Source organism: Exiguobacterium sp. SH3S3 (assembly GCF_004337115.1).
Taxonomy (GTDB): Bacteria; Bacillota; Bacilli; order Exiguobacteriales; family Exiguobacteriaceae; genus Exiguobacterium; species Exiguobacterium aurantiacum_A.
Window position 1 is genome coordinate 73,544 of the sequence record NZ_SJUU01000007.1, and the last position, 18,058, is coordinate 91,601.

At 55.2% G+C, this 18,058-nt stretch carries 17 protein-coding genes; 5 read left to right on the forward strand and 12 right to left on the reverse strand.

All coding sequences use genetic code 11. The features are described 5' to 3' along the window. The first annotated feature begins 112 nt into the window (after positions 1–112). Positions 113–1,642, forward strand: coding sequence for a cardiolipin synthase (cls, locus tag EVJ28_RS08290; RefSeq protein WP_131457756.1), 1,530 nt, complete (start codon positions 113–115; stop codon positions 1,640–1,642). On the opposite strand, the gene EVJ28_RS08295 is transcribed toward cls, so the two are convergent. The 9 genes from EVJ28_RS08295 to ypfJ all read right to left on the reverse strand — a co-directional run bounded on the left by EVJ28_RS08295 (position 1,618) and on the right by ypfJ (position 9,979). Beyond that, entirely contained in the window at positions 1,618–2,151 is a 534-nt protein-coding gene (locus EVJ28_RS08295; RefSeq protein WP_236634096.1) for a TVP38/TMEM64 family protein, read from the reverse strand. The genes cls and EVJ28_RS08295 overlap by 25 nt on opposite strands. Positions 2,152–2,200: 49 nt before the next feature. Further along, positions 2,201–3,463: a dicarboxylate/amino acid:cation symporter gene (locus tag EVJ28_RS08300; RefSeq protein WP_131457758.1), complete on the reverse strand. Its 1,263-nt coding sequence runs from the start codon at positions 3,461–3,463 to the stop codon at positions 2,201–2,203. Positions 3,464–3,619: 156 nt separating this feature from the next. After that, positions 3,620–4,123, reverse strand: a complete 504-nt coding sequence (locus EVJ28_RS08305; RefSeq protein WP_070328246.1) for a YwhD family protein — start codon at positions 4,121–4,123, stop codon at positions 3,620–3,622. A gap of 57 nt (positions 4,124–4,180) precedes the next feature. Continuing rightward, complete coding sequence (locus EVJ28_RS08310; protein ID WP_131457759.1) at positions 4,181–5,233, reverse strand: DUF871 domain-containing protein; 1,053 nt, start codon at positions 5,231–5,233, stop codon at positions 4,181–4,183. Positions 5,234–5,286: 53 nt separating this feature from the next. Beyond that, the gene (locus EVJ28_RS08315; RefSeq protein ID WP_131457760.1) at positions 5,287–6,660 is read right to left on the reverse strand and encodes a PTS transporter subunit EIIC; all 1,374 of its coding nucleotides are present in this window, start codon (positions 6,658–6,660) and stop codon (positions 5,287–5,289) included. A gap of 13 nt (positions 6,661–6,673) precedes the next feature. Next, positions 6,674–7,567 (reverse strand): N-acetylmuramic acid 6-phosphate etherase, encoded by an 894-nt coding sequence (gene murQ / locus EVJ28_RS08320; RefSeq protein ID WP_131488655.1) that lies wholly within the window; start codon positions 7,565–7,567, stop codon positions 6,674–6,676. Positions 7,568–7,706: 139 nt separating this feature from the next. Further along, positions 7,707–8,165 (reverse strand): GNAT family N-acetyltransferase, encoded by a 459-nt coding sequence (locus EVJ28_RS08325; RefSeq protein WP_131468483.1) that lies wholly within the window; start codon positions 8,163–8,165, stop codon positions 7,707–7,709. Next, entirely contained in the window at positions 8,162–9,010 is an 849-nt protein-coding gene (locus tag EVJ28_RS08330; RefSeq protein WP_070328251.1) for a MurR/RpiR family transcriptional regulator, read from the reverse strand. The genes EVJ28_RS08325 and EVJ28_RS08330 overlap by 4 nt, the downstream gene beginning before the upstream one ends. 114 nt (positions 9,011–9,124) lie before the next feature. Further along, complete coding sequence (gene ypfJ, locus EVJ28_RS08335; RefSeq protein WP_131488657.1) at positions 9,125–9,979, reverse strand: KPN_02809 family neutral zinc metallopeptidase; 855 nt, start codon at positions 9,977–9,979, stop codon at positions 9,125–9,127. A gap of 156 nt (positions 9,980–10,135) precedes the next feature. Here ypfJ and EVJ28_RS08340 point away from each other — a divergent pair, with 156 nt between their 5' ends. Both EVJ28_RS08340 and EVJ28_RS08345 read left to right on the forward strand, forming a co-directional pair. Next, entirely contained in the window at positions 10,136–10,915 is a 780-nt protein-coding gene (locus EVJ28_RS08340) for a VLRF1 family aeRF1-type release factor (RefSeq protein ID WP_070328253.1), read from the forward strand. 66 nt (positions 10,916–10,981) lie between these two features. Beyond that, positions 10,982–11,170, forward strand: a complete 189-nt coding sequence (locus EVJ28_RS08345) for a 2-hydroxymuconate tautomerase (protein ID WP_070328254.1) — start codon at positions 10,982–10,984, stop codon at positions 11,168–11,170. Between the two features lie 42 nt (positions 11,171–11,212). On the opposite strand, the gene EVJ28_RS08350 is transcribed toward EVJ28_RS08345, so the two are convergent. Both EVJ28_RS08350 and EVJ28_RS08355 read right to left on the reverse strand, forming a co-directional pair. Next, positions 11,213–12,799: a Na/Pi cotransporter family protein gene (locus EVJ28_RS08350; protein WP_131488659.1), complete on the reverse strand. Its 1,587-nt coding sequence runs from the start codon at positions 12,797–12,799 to the stop codon at positions 11,213–11,215. A gap of 24 nt (positions 12,800–12,823) precedes the next feature. After that, complete coding sequence (locus EVJ28_RS08355; protein WP_131488661.1) at positions 12,824–14,119, reverse strand: HD domain-containing protein; 1,296 nt, start codon at positions 14,117–14,119, stop codon at positions 12,824–12,826. A 107-nt stretch (positions 14,120–14,226) separates the two neighbouring features. Between EVJ28_RS08355 and EVJ28_RS08360 the strand changes: the two genes are divergently transcribed. Together EVJ28_RS08360 and EVJ28_RS08365 are read left to right on the forward strand one after the other, a co-directional pair. Further along, the gene (locus EVJ28_RS08360) at positions 14,227–15,069 is read left to right on the forward strand and encodes a lipoate--protein ligase family protein (RefSeq protein ID WP_131488663.1); all 843 of its coding nucleotides are present in this window, start codon (positions 14,227–14,229) and stop codon (positions 15,067–15,069) included. A 7-nt stretch (positions 15,070–15,076) separates the two neighbouring features. Next, positions 15,077–15,922, forward strand: a complete 846-nt coding sequence (locus EVJ28_RS08365) for a DegV family protein (RefSeq protein ID WP_131468475.1) — start codon at positions 15,077–15,079, stop codon at positions 15,920–15,922. A 45-nt stretch (positions 15,923–15,967) separates the two neighbouring features. On the opposite strand, the gene EVJ28_RS08370 is transcribed toward EVJ28_RS08365, so the two are convergent. Continuing rightward, positions 15,968–17,917, reverse strand: a complete 1,950-nt coding sequence (locus EVJ28_RS08370) for a glycoside hydrolase family 3 protein (protein ID WP_131488665.1) — start codon at positions 17,915–17,917, stop codon at positions 15,968–15,970. Between the last annotated feature and the right edge of the window lie 141 nt (positions 17,918–18,058).

The following is an 18,058-nucleotide window of genomic DNA, read 5'->3' on the forward strand; positions in this document are numbered from 1 at the left end:
CTACGCTGGGCTTCGCCCCAGACGCTTAGAGGTGGGAGAATTCTCGCTTAATTAGATTAAAACTGTCTGATTGGTGGAATCAATTTAATGATGACAACTGAACAGAAAGAAGGTGTACCTTTTGAAACGACGTGTCTTACAACTAATCGGAATGTTCGTCCTCGGCATCTTCCTTCTGCTATCGCTTTACTCGATCGATGGATTGATCCCGTTTTTGATCGGTGTCGGCATCCTCGCGCCGCTCATCGTCGGTTGGAATATTTTGTTTGACCAAGTTCAGCCGCAAGCGAAGCTCGCCTGGCTGCTCACCGTCTTATTCATCCCGTTTCTCGGCGCCCTCGCCTGGGTGCTATTCGGCCGGACACCGAAACGCCATCGCCGGATCAAACGAACTTCGTCTGAGATTCGGATGTTCCGGCAAGCGATCGAAGCCGACCGCGTCGAGACGACGAATGACGTATCCGACCGATTCCCTCTCACGAGAGCGCTCGAGAAAATGGGTGCGACCGGTGCCGACGGCCATACGGCGACGAAACTGCTCGTCAACGGAGATGAAAAGTACGACGCCGTGCTCAAAGATATCGAGCAAGCGACGCACCATATCCACGTCCAATATTATTTGTTCCGGACCGATGAGATCTCCCTGAAAATTCGCGACGCCTTAATCAAAAGATCCAATGAAAACATCACCGTCCGCTTTCTTTATGACGGTCTAGGCAGCCAAGAGATCAGTGAAGATTTCCTAGAGCCTCTCCGCGAGTCGCGGGTGCACGTCGAAGCGTTCGATCCGGTCGTACATCCGCTGCTCGTCTTTAACGCCAACTTCCGAAACCATCAAAAACTCATCGTGCTCGACGGACGAATCGCCTACACCGGTGGGCTTAATGTCGGCGATGAATATCTCGGCAGACATAAGAAGCTCGGTTTTTGGCGAGATACGCATTTGCGTGTCGAAGGACCGCTCGTCCGGGAGCTTCAGCGTCTGTTCATCGAGAATTGGCTTTATGCCGGACACGAAGAAGATAGCGAGACGTGGGACTTGTTCGCCGACGCTAAACACCTTCCAGAATATTTCATTAACGAACCGCAAGACGCGAACGGGGCGACACAACTACTCGTGACGTCTCCCGGTAAGGACGTCACGATCCGGGACGGGCTGATGCGTCTGTTGATGGAAGCGAAAGAATCGATCTGGATCACGACCCCTTACTTGATTCCGCCGCCCGAACTGCTCGCCGTGCTAGAAGTCGCGGGTAAGAGCGGCATCGACGTTCGCATCGTCGTCCCAGGACAAGGCGACGAATGGTTCAGTTTCCATGCGACCGAATATTATTTCGAGCAGCTGCTGAAACGTAACATCCGCATTTATAAATACAATCGCCATTTCATCCATGCAAAAACCGTCCTCATCGACGGCAAGATTGCGCTCGTTGGGACGGCTAACTTTGATTTCCGCAGCATGTATTTGAATCACGAGATGACGATCGCCCAGTTCGAGACGTCATCAATCGGTCAACTGCATGACGCGTTTTTGAAAGACTTCGACGAGTCGACTCTCGTCGACTGGTCGATGCTCCGAAAAAAATCGAACGGCAAACGGTTCATCGAGGCGCTCTGTCATATCTTCTCGCCGCTTCTTTGAAACGTACGCCAGAGGAGATAGATGAGCAAGAGTAGCGCGATCAGCACGAATTGCCAACCGGTCGCAACACGCATCACGGCCGTGACCGTTAGCGCCTCGATAAGGAGCGCCGGGATTTTCCCAATCGTGCTCGCCGCGGCGAACGACGGGAGCGTCATCCGGCTGAACGCGGCCGATAACGTGACGAGTCCGGACGGGACGAACGGCATGAGTCGCATCCCGAGGACGAGGAACCACGCCTCAACCCCGCTCGCTTCGCGGAGACGCTTGAAGCGCTTTCCGTTCGGTGACGTATACGTTTGTAGCGCACGTCGGTACAGTACGAAACTGATGACCGCTCCGACCGCCTCACCGATGATTGAGACAGTGACGCCGAGACCGAAACCGAGAATGTTTACGTTCAGCGCCGTCAAAAACGCGCTCGGCAACACGCCAGCGACGGCGACGGCACTGTTTAAGACGATGCTGATGACGACAAACAGCGGGATCGGGAGCAGTTCCCATTCCATCATTCAAACCCCATTTCAAAAGGCTGACCCCGCGAGGTCAGCCTTTGTTTTATTTCGCTTCGACTTCATCCCACGCGTCTTCGTCGACAGGTGGAAGGTGTTTCTCTTCAAGCTTCGCTACAACGACCGCACATGTCGCGTCACCCGTGATGTTGACGGACGTACGGAGCATGTCGAGGATACGGTCGACCCCGATGATGAGGGCGATCCCTTCGACCGGCAAGTTGACCGACTGTAAGACGAGTGCGAGCATGATGAGCCCGACACCCGGCACACCAGCCGTCCCGATTGAGGCGAGCACTGCCGTGATGACGACCGTCACGAGCTCGGTGATCGTCAAATCAGCGGCGAACACTTGGGCGATGAAGATTGTCGCGACCCCTTGCATGATGGCCGTTCCGTCCATGTTGACTGTCGCGCCGAGCGGCTGGACGAATGACGAGATCGAACGTGGGACGCCGAGCTTCGTTTGGGCGAGTTCCATCGACACCGGAAGCGTCGCGTTTGAAGACGACGTTGAGAACGCGAGCGTGATCGCTTCATAGAAGTTTTTAAAGAAGAAGACCGGACTCATCTTGCCAAGCAAGATGAGCGCTCCGCCGTAGACGATGGTCGCATGTAAGAACAACGTCAAGACGACGGCAAACATGTACCATGCCATCGCTGCGACAGCATCAAACCCGATACCGCCGATGGCCGAGGCGATCAACGCGAAGGCACCGTATGGGGCGAGCTTCATGACCAAGTGAATGAGATGCATCATGATGCGGTCCCCTTGTTTCACGAAGCGACGCCACGTCTTGGCACGTTCGCCGAGGGCGATCATCGCAAACCCGATCAACGCCGCGAAGACGATAATCTGTAGCATGTTCCCTTCAGCGAGCGCTTGAATCGGGTTCGTCGGAATCATATTGACGAACGTCTGGACGATGTTCGACGATTCTTCTGTCGTTGTCGATTCAAATGCTAGATTGGCTGTTTCGAAGTTGCCGCGTTCACCTGGCTTGATGACCGACGCGACACCCATCGCGAGTACGATAGCGAGCGCTGTCGTCGTCAAGAAGAATAGAAGCGCCTTCGACCCGACGCGCCCGAGCTCTTTCGGGTCACCTAGGCCCATGACACCGAGAATGATCGAGAAGAAGACGATCGGGACGACTAACATTTTAATCAAGTTCAAAAACACTGTCCCAACTGGGGATAGTATGTACGTATTGATCACGTCGTAGACGTTACCGGATAGGCCGGCGAGCCCGAGACCGACGATGACCCCTAAGGCGAGGCCAATCAAAATTTTCTTAGTTTCACTCATCGTGTCACCCTTTCTTTTTTACACAGTGCGTTTAGTATAGCATAATGCTAAATTTTCTTACAATTCCGCTTGAAACACACGCCATAACACGGTCATTTTCCCAAGTTGCTTCAAAAGAAAACAAAAAAGATTGGAGACCGTGACGGTCCAATCTTTTTACTCGGCAGCGAGACGCGCGAGTTCAGTATGAAGTTCGGTCGACTGGTCCCAAATCTCCGGACGGTGCTGTTGCAGAAACTCCGCGAGCACGCTCCGTGACGGCGCATCCATCATATCGATGAGGATCCGTCCTTTGAGCGATTTGTCCATTTGGTTGACGTGATACGGGAGCAATTTATACCCGCGACGCGCCTCCAAGTCAATCGACATGTCACAAGCCGCAATCCCGCCGTAGTAAAACCCTTCCGGCTTGCGTCCGACCGTCACCCAGACAATCCAATACGGTTTACCGTTCGGCACCGCTTCCGGGTCGGTCAAAAACTTGATCCGCTTCTCGATCGCCGACTTGGCGTGCATCGCACCCATGTCGATCACTGCCGTACCTGCCTCGACGTCGATGATGACGGGCGACATATTGTTCAAACTGAGCGATCCGACCCCAAAACCGCCGTGGCCGTCCGTCGCATCGTCAGCGATAATATTAAAGTTGATATCTTTCATGGCATTCCCTCCCCCTCTACTGTACACAAAGACGAGGGAACGTGGCAATCGCGAACGTCAGCCCCACTCGATTCGAAACTTCGTGCCGGGTCCAACCGAACGAAGGAGCGGACGATCCGCTTCGATGACACGTCCGAGCACGTTGACCCGCTTGTCGGCCTGAAGGTCTGTCTTCGTCACTTGCATTTCGCCAGCATAGCGCCCGTAATCCATGTTGTCAATCGTGATCGTGCCGAGCGGTCGCTGTTTCGCCGCAACCGGTTCGAGCAAGCGGTCCCCGGGGCGACTATACGCCCGTGATTCGACGGAACGGATGACGTCGCGCGCCGGGTCCATCCGATTCGTCTGGACGCGGTAGAGCGCCGCCTCGACCGTCGTATACGCCTCGGCCCGGAGGACGAGCATCCCGTCCGCGTATGACGCGAACTGTTCGACCGTCGCATCCGCTAGTCCCGGGTCCCCAATCAAAATGCGGTCGACGCTCCCCGTCAACTCTAAATAAGCGGCGAACGTCGACAGCTGCCGGTGGTCTTCAAGCGTCGGCAGTCGTTCGTATAGCGGTCCGCGGAGCGTCCCATCTCCCGGGATGAACGCCTGCACGCTCAACCCTTGTCGTTTCAGCCAGTCATTTTTTTCGTCAAACCATTGCCGGTCGAGCCCGGTCTCTGGCCGCGGGTAGAAGTTGTGCCATGCTTCGACATTGTCTGTCATGAGCCCTTCCCGTTTCATCTCGTCGAGCTCTTCAGCAGTCAACGTGCTCGCGTTCAAGGCGACGGTCATCCGTTTCGACAAATCGGCGACCTGTTTCGGGGTCACCCCGTAATCGACGCGGAGGCCGGTCACGCCCCAGTCGATGAGCGTATGGGCGTCGTCCCACGTCTTCCCGAGCGCGGCGAGCGAAGTCGGGGCGATATCGGCGAACAGTTCCATGTCATGCTGTCGAGCGAGCGTGCCGAGTCGACGCAACCGCTCCGTGTAGACCGATGGATCGTCTTCCGGGATATGTAGCGATGTGAACAGTGACGTGAAACCGATCTCACGCATGCGTTTCATCCACACCGTGAACGCTTCTGTCAGCGGTTCGCTCAAGTAAACAGATAATCCTCTCATATAAAACAGCCCTCCCTATTCAAAAAGGTGACTCGAAAGAGCCACCTTGGTTGTTAAATACCATCCGCCATCTCTTCTTTGAAACCGAAGAAATACGTGAAGATGAAGCCAGCCGTATACGAGATGACGAGACCCCCAATATACGTCAAGTACATCCCATTGTCGATGAGCGGTGTGAGCGAGAGACCCGAGACCCCGATCCCGAGCGCTGCCGTCTGCATCGACGCTTGGAACGCACCGCCGACCGCGGCTCCCATACAAGCCGTCAAGAACGGACGACCGAGCGGAAGCGTGACCCCATAAAGAAGCGGTTCGCCGATGCCGAGGAATCCGACCGGGATCGCCCCTTTGATGATGTTGCGGAGACGTTGGTTGCGCGTCTTCACGAAAATCGCAAGCGCGGCCCCGACTTGTCCCGCTCCTGCCATCGCAAGGATCGGCAAGAGCGCCGTGTTGCCAACGGTGTTCAGTAACTCAAGGTGAATCGGCGTCAAACCATGATGCAAGCCGACCATGACGAGCGGCAAGAAGAAGCCAGCGAGGACGGCCCCTGCGACCGGTCCGCCGATTTCAAGCACGGCATTCAGTCCTTGCATGATGCCGTCTGACAACACGCCCGCGACCGGCATGATCGCATAGAGCGCCGTGAAGCCGACGACGAGCACCGTAAGCAGCGGCGTAAAGATAATATCAATCGAGACCGGCATGAAGCGGCGGACGTGTTTTTCGATATACGTCATGAGCCAAGCGGCAAAGATGACACCGAACAGTCCACCCCTTCCGACGACGAGTGCTTCCCCATAGATGACGATGTCGGCGAGTAACGGGTTGAACAAAATCCCCCCGGCAATCGCTCCGAGCACCGGCGTCCCCCCGAACTCTTTCGCCGTATTCCACCCGACGAGGATGGCGAGATAGGCGAAGACCGTGCTCCCGAGCACAAGCAGAATTTGCATCCACGTCTCGGTCCGGTCGACACCAGCGTTGACGGCAAAGTTTGCTGCCCCGTTGATGATCCCTGAAGCGACAAGTCCCGGGATGAGCGGGATGAAGATATTCCCTAAGCGACGCAAGAAACGTTTGAACGGTGACTTCTGTTTATCTTTCACTTTTTGACGCTCGATGGCCGCCCGCTCGTCAGGCGTCAAGTTCGCATCGACTGCCTCTTCCCCGATGGCGAGCCCCGTCTCACGGCTCAAGTGATCCGCGACACGGTTGACCGTCCCCGGTCCGACGACGATTTGCAGCGTCTCGTCATCGATGACGCCCATGACGCCGTCGATTTTTTTCAACGCCTCGATGTTCACTTTCGTTGGGTCTTTCAACGCCAACCGGAGGCGTGTCATACAGTGCGCGAGTTGGCGGATGTTCTCTTTTCCACCGACGTGCTCGAGTATGGCTTGCGCCAACACCTCTTCTTTCTTCATCTCGTAATCCCCCTTAAATCGCGTCGCGGACGAATCCGTTCGCGCGCTGTAATCGTTCGACTGCCTCCGCATAAGAGACGTCGGCTAAAATCATGACGATCGCCGTCTTGACGTGGCCGTTCGATGAAGCGAAATAACGCGCGGCCGTCTGTTCGTCGACCCCTGTCGCTTCCGCAATCATCCGTTTGGCCCGAACTTCCAATTTCTCGTTCGTCGGCTGCACGTCGACCATCAAGTTTTGATACACTTTGCCCACTCCAATCATCGACGCCGTCGAAATCATGTTGAGGACGAGTTTCTGGGCCGTCCCCGCCTTCAAGCGCGTCGATCCGGTCAATACTTCCGGTCCCGTCTCGACTTCGATTTTGAACTCGGCGTGGTCGCTGATTTTCGAACCTTTGTTGCAGGATAGCGCCGCCGTCGTCGCACCGACTTCACGCGCGTAATCGAGTCCGCCGATGACATACGGAGTCCTGCCGCTCGCGGCGATGCCGACGACCGTATCGTCCGGACTCAAGTGAAGCGCTTTCAAATCGTTGATTGCCAAATCCATGCTATCTTCTGCTCCCTCGACCGCCTTCACGAGCGCGCGTTCACCCCCGGCAATCAAGCCGACGACCATGTCCGCTGCCACGCCGAACGTCGGGACACATTCTGCCGCATCTAAAATACCGAGTCGTCCACTCGTCCCCGCACCGATATAGATCAAGCGTCCGCCTCGTTTAAACGATGTGATCGTTCGTTCTACGACTTGTGCGATGACCGGAAGCTGTTGCTTGATCACGTGAGGCACCGACTGGTCCTCTTCATTCATCACGCCGAGCAGTTCCTCAACCGTCATGTCGTCTAGGCGCATCGTCCGTTCGTTCCGTCGTTCCGTAGCCAATTTGTCTAACATCGCCACCATCCTTTCTTCTCTCTAGTTTTATTGTACTAATTTGAAATTAAAAGTCAAATTTATTTAAAAAAATAAAGAATTATAATTTCATAAACACTCAACTCGAGTGCCAACAAAAAAACTCGGCCGTTTGAGGACCGAGTTCGCTTCATTCGATGTCTTTTTTCAACACATGGACGTGGACACCATCCCCCGTGACCGAGTCTTGCTCATACACGTAGCCTTGCCGCTCCCAAAAACGACGGGCCCGCACGTTCGTCGGGAGCACACCGAGCCGGAACGTCGTCTGGAACGGACGCATGTGGTCCCGCTCGAGTTGATCGTATACCTTCTGGGCGAGACCGGTGCCGTGAAGTTGTTCGTCGACGAGGAGCAGGCCGAGCCAAAGTGAGCCGTCGATCGGGTGACGCCTCAACAAATCCGCCATCGCCACGATCGCCCCGTCGTCCTCCACGACGAGGCTGACCGTACCTGTCTCCTCGAAGTCAGCCAAATTCTCATCGCGGAACACTTCGAGCGTCTGAGCGTTCAATGCGGCGAACGCTTGTTGTGTCATGAGGAAAGCTGCCACTCGTTCGCGGTCTGACGCTTCATATCGGCGAATCATCGGCGCAGCTTCACCATCTCGTCGCGCGCCTCGGCGTAACGATCGATCAGCCCTTCGCCTTTTCGGTGCAACAGACCCATGTAGAGCGTGTCGATAATCGTCAATTGTGTCATCCGTGAGGCGATGCTCGCGATTCGGTAATCTCGTTCGACAGTCGGTGTGCACAGACGGACGTCCGCCTCGCGGTAAAGCGGCGACTTGTCGAGGTCGGTGATGGCGACAACGGTGACGCCTTTTTTCTTGGCGAACCGGACGAGCTCGAGCACGTCTTTCGTCCGGCCCGACGTGCTGATCGCGACGAAGACGTCGGTCGGCCCGAGATGCGGGATGAGCGACAGCATGTAGTGAAAGTCTTGCGACGTCAGAGCGGCGTAGCCGAGTTTCGTGAACTTGTACTGCGCGTCATAGGCGGCCGTCGATGACCCGCCGACTCCGTAGAAGATGACCCGGTTCGCGCGAGCGAACGTATCGATCGCGTGTTCGAGTTCGCGTTTGTCCATCGCCTCGGCACATGCCTCGATGGCCATCTTGTTCACGTGGATGACTTTTTGGAACGAGTCGTACGGGGTATCCTTCTGTTGGAGGACGTTAAAGTCGGTCAGCATCGTCTCTGTGATCGCCAAGTCTTTGACGAGGGCGAGCTTGAACGATTTGAAGCTGTCGATCCCGACGACACGCGCGAAGCGGACGATGCTCGCTTCTGACACGTCGGTCTTTTGGGCGAGTTCTTTCGTCGTCATATTCGGGACGAGCGTCGAATGGGTCAAGATGTAGTCCGCGATCTTCTTTTCGACGGACGTCATCTCGCCTTGGGCGAGCTCGATTTTTTTCAGTAAGGATTCCATCAGGTCATCCCCTTCCTGCTACTAGTTGCTGTATTTAATGATAGCGGATTCTTTCCCTACATTCCAACTTGGACACGAAAAAGGCTGAGCTCGCGCTCAACCTGCAGGTGAGACTTATAAGTTTTTCGTATTGAACGTGTCGCCACCTTGGATTGTTCCATTTTGAAAACCTTTATCAAACCACCGTTTCCGTTGTTCCGACGTCCCGTGCGTGAACGAGTCCGGCGTGACGTAGCCGCGTGCTTGTTTTTGTAGCGTATCGTCACCGATTTGGTGCGCCGCGTTCATCGCCTCTTCGACATCACCCGCCTCTAAATAGCCCATGCCTTGGGCGTGATGTGCCCAAACACCGGCATAGTAGTCGGCTTGAAGTTCGAACCGTACCAAATACGTGTTGAACTCGGTCTCGCTCATCTCGTTTCGCAGCGGCATGATCTCGTCGGTCGTGCCGAGCAACGTCTGCACGTGGTGTCCGACCTCATGGGCGACGACGTACGCCATCGCGAAGTCGCCCGGCGCGTTGAAGCGCTGACTGAGTTCGTCATAGAAACTCAAATCGATGTACAGTTTCTGATCACCCGGGCAATAAAACGGTCCGACCGCAGAGCCAGCGATCCCACATGCCGACTCGACTTGTCCTGAGTAGAGGACGAGCGTCGGTTCCCGATACGTCAACCCGTTCTCGGCAAAGATGTCGGTCCACACTTCTTCGGTGTCCCGTAGGACGACCGAGACAAAGTCCGCCATCTCTTCTTCCCGTGCCGAGCCTTGATACGTCTCGGAAGACTGCGGCTCACCAATTCCGATATTGTTGACGATGTCTCCCGGGTTACCCCCATTCAAAAGCGTGAAGACGATGACTAAAATGAGGCCCAAACCGCCGCCGATTCCCGCAATCCCTTTCCCCCCAACACTTCGCCCCCGTCGGTCTTCGACATTCCGACTCGTCTGTCTGCCTTTCCATTTCATGCGATTGTTCCTCCCGCTACTAGTCTGTCTTGTTACTTACCCGGATTCATCTCGTTTCGCACCTACTTTTTCATATTTTCCCATCGTATTCGGTGTTTGAGTCCTAACCAAGTAGGAAACAGGTTAAGAGAACGTTTACTTTAGGGAGGAATTAAGATGGGATTAGCAAGCGACTTGAAACAATTGCGTCAGATTGAATGCAAGGACAAGTGTGTGCTATCGGTCTACCTTAATACAGGACCTAACCAACAAGGCGACTGGTCAATCCACTTGAAGAACGGCTTGAAGCGAATCGGTGAATATTTAGAGGCGTCCGGTGACGAGACGCAACTGAAGAACTTCAAAAAAGTACGTAAGCAAGTCGATCAGGAACTCGGCAAACACCGGAACGACTTGGCGCGAAGCCTAATCATTTTTGCTTCGGAAGAAAACGATTTATTTGAAACATACTACCTTCAACACGATGTCGAGACGTCGTTCCACTGGGAAACGAAGCCAGTACTTGAACCACTCGAGGCGTTACAACAAAAATTTCCGTCCACCGGTATTATTTTGACGAACCTCGACCACGTGACGGTACTCGACACCTCACTCGGGCACATCGATGCGACGTTCGAATTCGCGTTCGACCCTGAGACCGAGGAGTGGGTTCGGTTTGAAGGGACGGCTTCGGGTGACCGTATGGCGTCGAGCAGCTCGCAAGTCGATAAATTCGATCGTCGACTTGCCGAAAATCTCGGTCGGTTCTACCGTGACCTCGCCCAAACCGTCGAACAGATGAAAGGTGCACACGACTGGGAAGCGCTTGTCGTCATCGGAGAAGCCGAGCTGTCCAACTCGTTCCGTGACGAGTTACGGACGAAACCAGAGCGCGTCGTGCACAAAAACTTGTCGAAATCGAGTGCGCCTCACATCATCGAGGCTGCATTCCATTGATTTTTCGCTTTCCTCTCGACTAGTGATTCTCTAAAATAGAAGAGAACTAGAAAAGGAGGAAATAATATGCCATACGTTACCGTAAAAATGCTCCCGGGCCGTACTGTTGAACAGAAACGTGCCTTGATTGAGAAAGTGACGGACGCCGTCTCAGAGACGACGAACGCACCGAAAGAAAACATCACCGTCTTCATCGAAGAGATGGACGCGACGAACTACGGTCAAGCCGGTGTCATGCACGCCGACAAAAAATAACGCCAGACACCCGCGCATCCAGTTGGACGCGCGGGTGTTTTTTCAGTCTTCTAAGTTCACTTCGAACCGCTCGCTCGGAACGGTCGGCTTGATCAAGTGTCGCGTCGCCCGCCAGACGTGATAACCAAGCCGGTCGAGCCAAAGGAGCGCTTGAACTTTGCGAATCGTCTGCTCCATTTCAAGCTGGTTCGCCGCCGTCTCCTCTAACATCTCGGCCCGATGCGCTTTCCGGTACTCGGCGAGCTGCTTCGACGCCGTCTTCCATTGTTTCGAATCTTCCGGCGGCGTGTGATGGTTGAGGGCATCGACAAGCTCGAGCTCGTGCAAGACGAGCTGACGTGCGACTAAAAAGTCGGTGTCGCGGAGGGCGTCGACGGGATCGACTTCGCGCAGGACGAACAGCCAGCGCTCCAAATGGTCGATCGTATGGAGCAGTGACAAGTGTTGTCCGTAGTCGTTGCGGCCCTGCCCTTCTTCCAATTGAATCGTGCTCAAAAATACCCGGACGTCACCGAGCGTCTTCTCGACGAGCTGCAACTCGTCCTCCCGCTTGCGCGCTTCCGTCAATAACAGTTTCGTCTCGTTTCCGAGATAGCGCTCGATTTCAATCAACGAACGTCTTGCCGCCTCGAGTGCGACCGTCGGAATCCGCGACATGTTCGGGTCGAGGAAACGGATCAGCTTTTCAGACCGACTCGGCACCCATTTGAGCAACCGCCGGCTGAACGCTTCGTGAAACGGCAGAAACGTCAACACGCCAAGCAAGTGAAACGACGTATGGAACAACGCGAGCCGCAATAGCTCATTCCAATTCAACCAGTCGGCCACGCGATTGACGACACCAAACAAAAGCGGGAACGTCAGCCAGCCAATCAACAAAATCGAACTGTGAACGAGTACGTGTCCGAGCACGATGCGCCGCGCTGATTTCCATCCTCCGAGCGAGCCGAGCGCGACGACGAGACTCGTTCCGGCACTCTGCCCGAGTACGAGGAATGCAGCCTGCGCGAGCGTCACCGTGTCGGTCGCGAGCGCCGTCATCGTCAAGACGAGACCGATACTCGACGATTGCAAGACGACGGTCATGAACAGGCCCGTGCCGAGCAAGGCTAATTGATGAAGCGGTGTGTCGGTGTCCCAGCCCGAAAACGAGAACGTGACGACTTCCCGCATCGCTTCTTGGAGTGTTCCGATGCCGACAAAAACAAGTCCGAGACTGACGAGCAACATCCCAATCCGCTTGACCCGTCGTCCGATCAAGCGGAGCGCCATCCCGACGCCGATGAGCGGCAGTAAGAGCTCCCGAATGTCGACGTTGTAGCCGAGGAGCGCTACGATCCATCCCGTCGTCGCACTACCAGCGTTCGCCCCGATGACGAGCGTGAGCGCCTGCGTGAACGTCAACAGCCCTGCGCTGACGAAACTGATCGTCATGAGCGTCGTCACGGTCGAGGACTGGAACAACGCCGTCATCGTCGCACCGAGAAACGCCCCTGCCACCGGTCCTTCCGCCATGCGGTTCAACCGCTCTCGCAGTCTTTCCCCGGCCAAGCTTTTCAACGTATCGGTCAACAGCATCATCCCTAACAAAAAGATGCCGATTCCGCCGATGAGCGTCCCAATCCCCATGGTGTCACATCCTTTTCAAGCGATTCAATCGCCGCGTAACGTTGACAACATCCATGATTTTTCTGAGGCGTGGTCTTTCAAGTTCAACAGCACGTCCTCAGGGTAATAGATTTTCTCGTCCGACTGTCGCGAATTCAAAATCGATTGGACGAGCATCGACACCTCTGAAATTTCGCGACGGTCGCCGTCGTTCATCTGCAGGTAAATCCCTTCGTACGTACCGTGCCCTTTATATAGATCATATGGCAGCTGGCTGAGCTGGTCCTCGAGCAAATAATAGCGCGTCGGCAACCCGATCGCTTCCATCGTCGACCGTAACCGGTCCATATAGCGGACGCGGTTCGCTTCCGGGAAATTTTTGTACTTTAACAGGCGACGATTGACGAAACGGCTCGCCAGATCGGCCAAAATCGGGTCTGCCTCGTCCATCCATTCTTGAAAATAGAAGTAGACGATCGTCTCGTCGAGCTTCAAATAGTGCTCGAGAGTCATCTCGTCATGGTTGAAGATCGGCAAGAAGTGCTTCGGTGTCATCTCAAACACATAGCCCGACTCATACAGCTCTTGGGCCCGCTCGAGCACGGCTTTTAATAGCAAGTCACTCGAACGCGTCGCCGGATGCAGATAGACTTGCCAATACATTTGATAGCGCCGCATGATATAGTCTTCGATCGTATGCATCCCCGACTGTTTGACGACGATTTGATCTTCGTCCGGCCGCAACACGCGCAGCATCCGCTCGAGGTCGAATTTCCCGTAACTGACGCCGGCGAAATGGGCGTCGCGAAGTAAATAGTCCATCCGGTCGACGTCGAGCTGTGAGCTGAGCATATTGACGATCAGCCGGTTCGGATGCGTCTTGTTGATGATGGCCGCGACTTCTTCCGGGAACCCGACGCCCATCTCGGAGAGGACTTTATTCACTTCCGTGTCCCCTAAGATGATCCGTTCCGTCCAGATTTCATGGCGGACCGAGAAGACGTGCTCGAACGCGTGCGAGAACGGGCCGTGCCCGACGTCGTGCAACAGTGCCGCCGCGAGCAACAGCTCCCGGTTGCGGTCGTCCCATTCCGGATAGTCGCGGAACTGGTCGATCAACTGCCGGGCAATCTCATAGACGCCGAGCGAATGGTGGAATCGGGTGTGTTCAGCCCCATGGAACGTCAAAAACGACGTCCCGAGCTGCTTGATCCGACGTAACCGTTGAAACTCTTTCGTGTTGATCAACTCCCAAATGAGATGATCGTAGACGTATATATAGCGATGGACCGGGTCTTTAAACACTTTTGACCCAGATAGCTGGCCTCGTGATGTGTACATGTTGGTGCCCCCTGCGTTTTATGTATTGTACTGATTCGACTTCTTCCGAGTCGTTCCCTCCATGCTATAATGAGGAAGACATTATTTTTTGAAAAGGAATTATGCATATGATCCATCCACTTTTACGGCAACCGACCTACCGCCTGATCGACCAATCATCGCTCGGTGCGGCGTTTCAAGCCGAGCAATCATTCGCGACGGACGATACGCTGTGCGCGTCGACGAAACACCAAGGCGCCGTCTTTCGGGCCTGGGTCCATCTGAACACAGTCGTGCTCGGGATTCAAGACGCGCGGCTGCCTCATCTGCGCGACGGGATTCGACTGTTGCACGAACATGGCTATCGTCCCGTCATCCGTAACTCAGGAGGACTTGCGGTCGTCCTCGACGAAGATGTATTGAACCTATCTCTTATTCTACCCGAGAATGACGGCATTCAAATCGATAGCGGCTATGAGGCGATGACGTCGCTCATTCAACATATGTTCAAAGACGTGACGGACAAAATCGTGCCTGGCGAAATCGTCGGTTCGTACTGCCCGGGTAGCTTCGATCTATCGATTGACGGTAAAAAGTTCGCCGGCATCTCGCAGCGACGCGTCCGTGGCGGTGTCGCCGTCCAAATTTATTTGAGCGTCCGCAAGAGCGGAAGCACTCGTGCCGCACTCATCCGTGACTTTTACGACCGTGCCATCCAAGGCGAAGCGACACGATTCACGTACCCGGCCATCGTCCCGGAGACGATGGCGTCGCTCGAAGACTTGCTTCACATCCCGCTCACCGTCGAGGATGTGCTCCGCCGCGCCTATGACGTGCTCGGGGAGACGAGCCGACTCGTCCCGGCAACGCTCGACGCGGACGAACAAGCGACGCTCGTCGTTCAGCTCGACCGCATGTGGCAACGAAACGAACCGATCCGCGACATTGAACACCAACTACTAGAGGAGTGATCCAACCATGTTCAAAATCATAACCGATACCGGTGCTGATTTGACGCAAGACCAGATCGTCGAATACGGCCTCGAGATGTTACCGCTCGGGGTCATCATCGACAACGAAGAGTTTTTAGACGGAGAGACGATTCAGCCGAAAGAAGTATATGACGCGATGCGTGTCGGCAAGACGCCGAAGACGTTCCAAATCGAGGCGGCCCGGATTGAGCGCTGTTTCCGTCAACATCTCGAGTCTGAGATCCCGTTCCTTTACCTCGCCTTCTCGGGCGAACTGTCCGGTACATATCAGACGGCAGTCATGGTCGGGAACTTGCTTAAAGAAGAATACCCGAACAGCACGTTCCATATTCTCGACACGCGGACCGCCTCGGTCGGTCAAGGGTTGTTCGTCCGAACGGTCGCCGAATACGGCCAAGACCATACGTACGAGGAGACGATCGCCTACGCCGAGTCGCTCGTCGGGAAGATCCGCCACTTGTTCACCGTCGAATCGCTCGAGTACTTGATGCGCGGTGGCCGCGTCTCGAGAGCAAGCGCGTTCATCGGGGACTTGTTGACGATTTTACCGCTTCTCACTGTCCGAGACGGTAAGCTCGTCCCGATCGAAAAGATTCGCGGTCATAAAAAAATGATGCGGCGCATCGTCGAGTGGATGACCGAGTCAAAACCGCTCATCGAAGGACATCATATCTTTATCGGCCACGGGGACGACCCGGCCAAAGCCGATCAGTTGGAAGCACTACTGCTTGAACAGATGAATCCGGCCAGCGTGACGAAGACGATCGTCGGTTCGGCGATTGGCGCGCACACAGGTCCTGGACTCCTTGTCGTCAGTTACTTCGAGGCGTAAACTAAAACTAAAAACAGCGAGCACCCTCAAGGGCGCTCGCTGTTTTCATTTATTCCAGTTTTTGAAGCCGTCACCGAATTCGAAGTGGAGTTCGTCACCGAACATACCGTTCTCAAACGTTGGGACGTCGACCGGGAGCTTGCCTCCTGGTTTGACTTCACCGAAGATGGCGCGGATGCCAGCCGGGAGGTTTGGTCCAGCCGACTTGGCGTTACCTGCTTCAGAGTCCGGTCCGTTCGGGTCACCTTTAAAGCCATAGATGAGCAGCTGGGCCGGCGCATCCGGTTGGACGGCCACATCGTACGGGTTACGAAGGCTGAGCAACACCGATTTCTTGCCCGTCTCGTTGGCATAGCGGAACACTTCTGCCGGTACGTAATTATCGGCCGAGATCGATTTCAGCTTGGCGCTGTTGTTGACGTTCGAGCCGACGATGATGTAGTCGGCCGCCTCGACTTTTTGTTTTAAATCTGGGTTTTGGTCAAGGTGCGGTGTCGACGCCGTATAGTTCGCCGTGATGACGTTCACTTGCTTCATGTTGCCCGCGTTCTTTTTAAGCGATTTGATCGTCTTGACCATGCTGTCGGTCTGATCTTTTGCTGGCGAGATGACGAGTACCGTCTCCCCTTTTTTCGGTTTGAACGGAAGTGTCTTGTCGTCGTTCTTCACGAGCGTGACGGCCGCTTCGGCAATCTCACGTTCTGTCGCTTTATGCTCGGCACTACCGACGACCGCCTTTGCTTCCTCGAGTTTCGCCTCGAGCGTCGTCGTATCCATTGACTCGCTCCAGATGCCGCGTTCCGCTTTCAGCTTCAAGATCCGTTCGACCGCTTCATCGATCTTCGCTTCTGGCAAACGGCCGCTCTCGACAGCCGCCATGACGTCTTCAAAGATCGTCTCAAGTTTCACGACGTCCGCGTTCGACCGTAAAATCGTTGGCATGAGGGCGATATCGACGCCCGCCTCAAACGTCTTGATGACCGCCTCGGCTTCGGTGAAGTTGTCCGTGATCGCCTTCATGTTGAGGGCGTCCGTGATGACGATGCCGTCATAGCCCATCTCGTCACGCAAGACGCCGGTGATGACGTCGTCAGAGAGCGTCGCCGGGAGCGGGAACGTGCCGCGCGGTGAGTTGACGACCTCATCCTCGATTTGTGGCATCCCGATATGGGCCGTCATGATCATATCGATGCCTTCCGTGATGGCCCGCTTGAACGGCAACAGCTCGAGCCCGCGCAAGTCTTCGAGTGACTTATCGACGATCGGCAAGCCGTAGTGCGAGTCGACGGCCGTGTCGCCGTGTCCCGGGAAATGTTTCGCCGTCGCGGCAACGCCTTGGTCTTGAATCCCTTGCGTCATCGCCGAGCCGAGTTCACCGACGAGTTCCGGATCACTCGAGAACGAGCGGACCCCGATGACCGGGTTGGCCGGGTTGTTGTTGACGTCTAAGACCGGACCGAAGTTGACGTTCACCCCGAGCGCATTCAACTCTGACCCGATGATGTTCCCCGCATCATACGCGTATTGGCTGCTCCGCGTCGCCCCAAGCGCCATGTTCCCCGGTAAGTTCGTGCCGGTCCCGAGCCGGGTCACGATCCCGCCTTCTTGGTCGATCGTGATGAAGAGCGGAATGTCGTTGCTGTCGTCTTGCTTGACGACTTCTTGCAGGTCGTGGACGAGTTTCGTCGTCTGTTCGGTCTCGGTCACGTTTTCCGCGAACAAGATGACGCCTCCAAGGTCGAACCGGTCGATGACCCGTGCTACATCTGGCGCGAGTGCCGTATGGTTCGCCCCGTTCCAAAGTCGGAAGTCTGGCATGATCATCTGTCCGAGTTTCTGTTCAAGCGTCATCGCCTCGAGTTGTGCGTTCACTCGTGCCTCGATTGATGATACCGGTGTTTCTTCTGCCACGACCGCGCTTGCCATCGGGACGGACGAGACGAGTAACGCTGTCGTCAATCCGAGTGTTGCTGTCCAGTTCAGTACTTTGTTCATGTTTTCACTCCTTTTTGAAAGTTCCCCCGACCACAAACGAAAAGGCATGGAGGAATAAGCGTTGCCTCACCAACGCTCGTTCACCCCACGCCTGATCGAATCAGTTACATATGGTCATTATTCAGGTGGTCAACGTCAGTA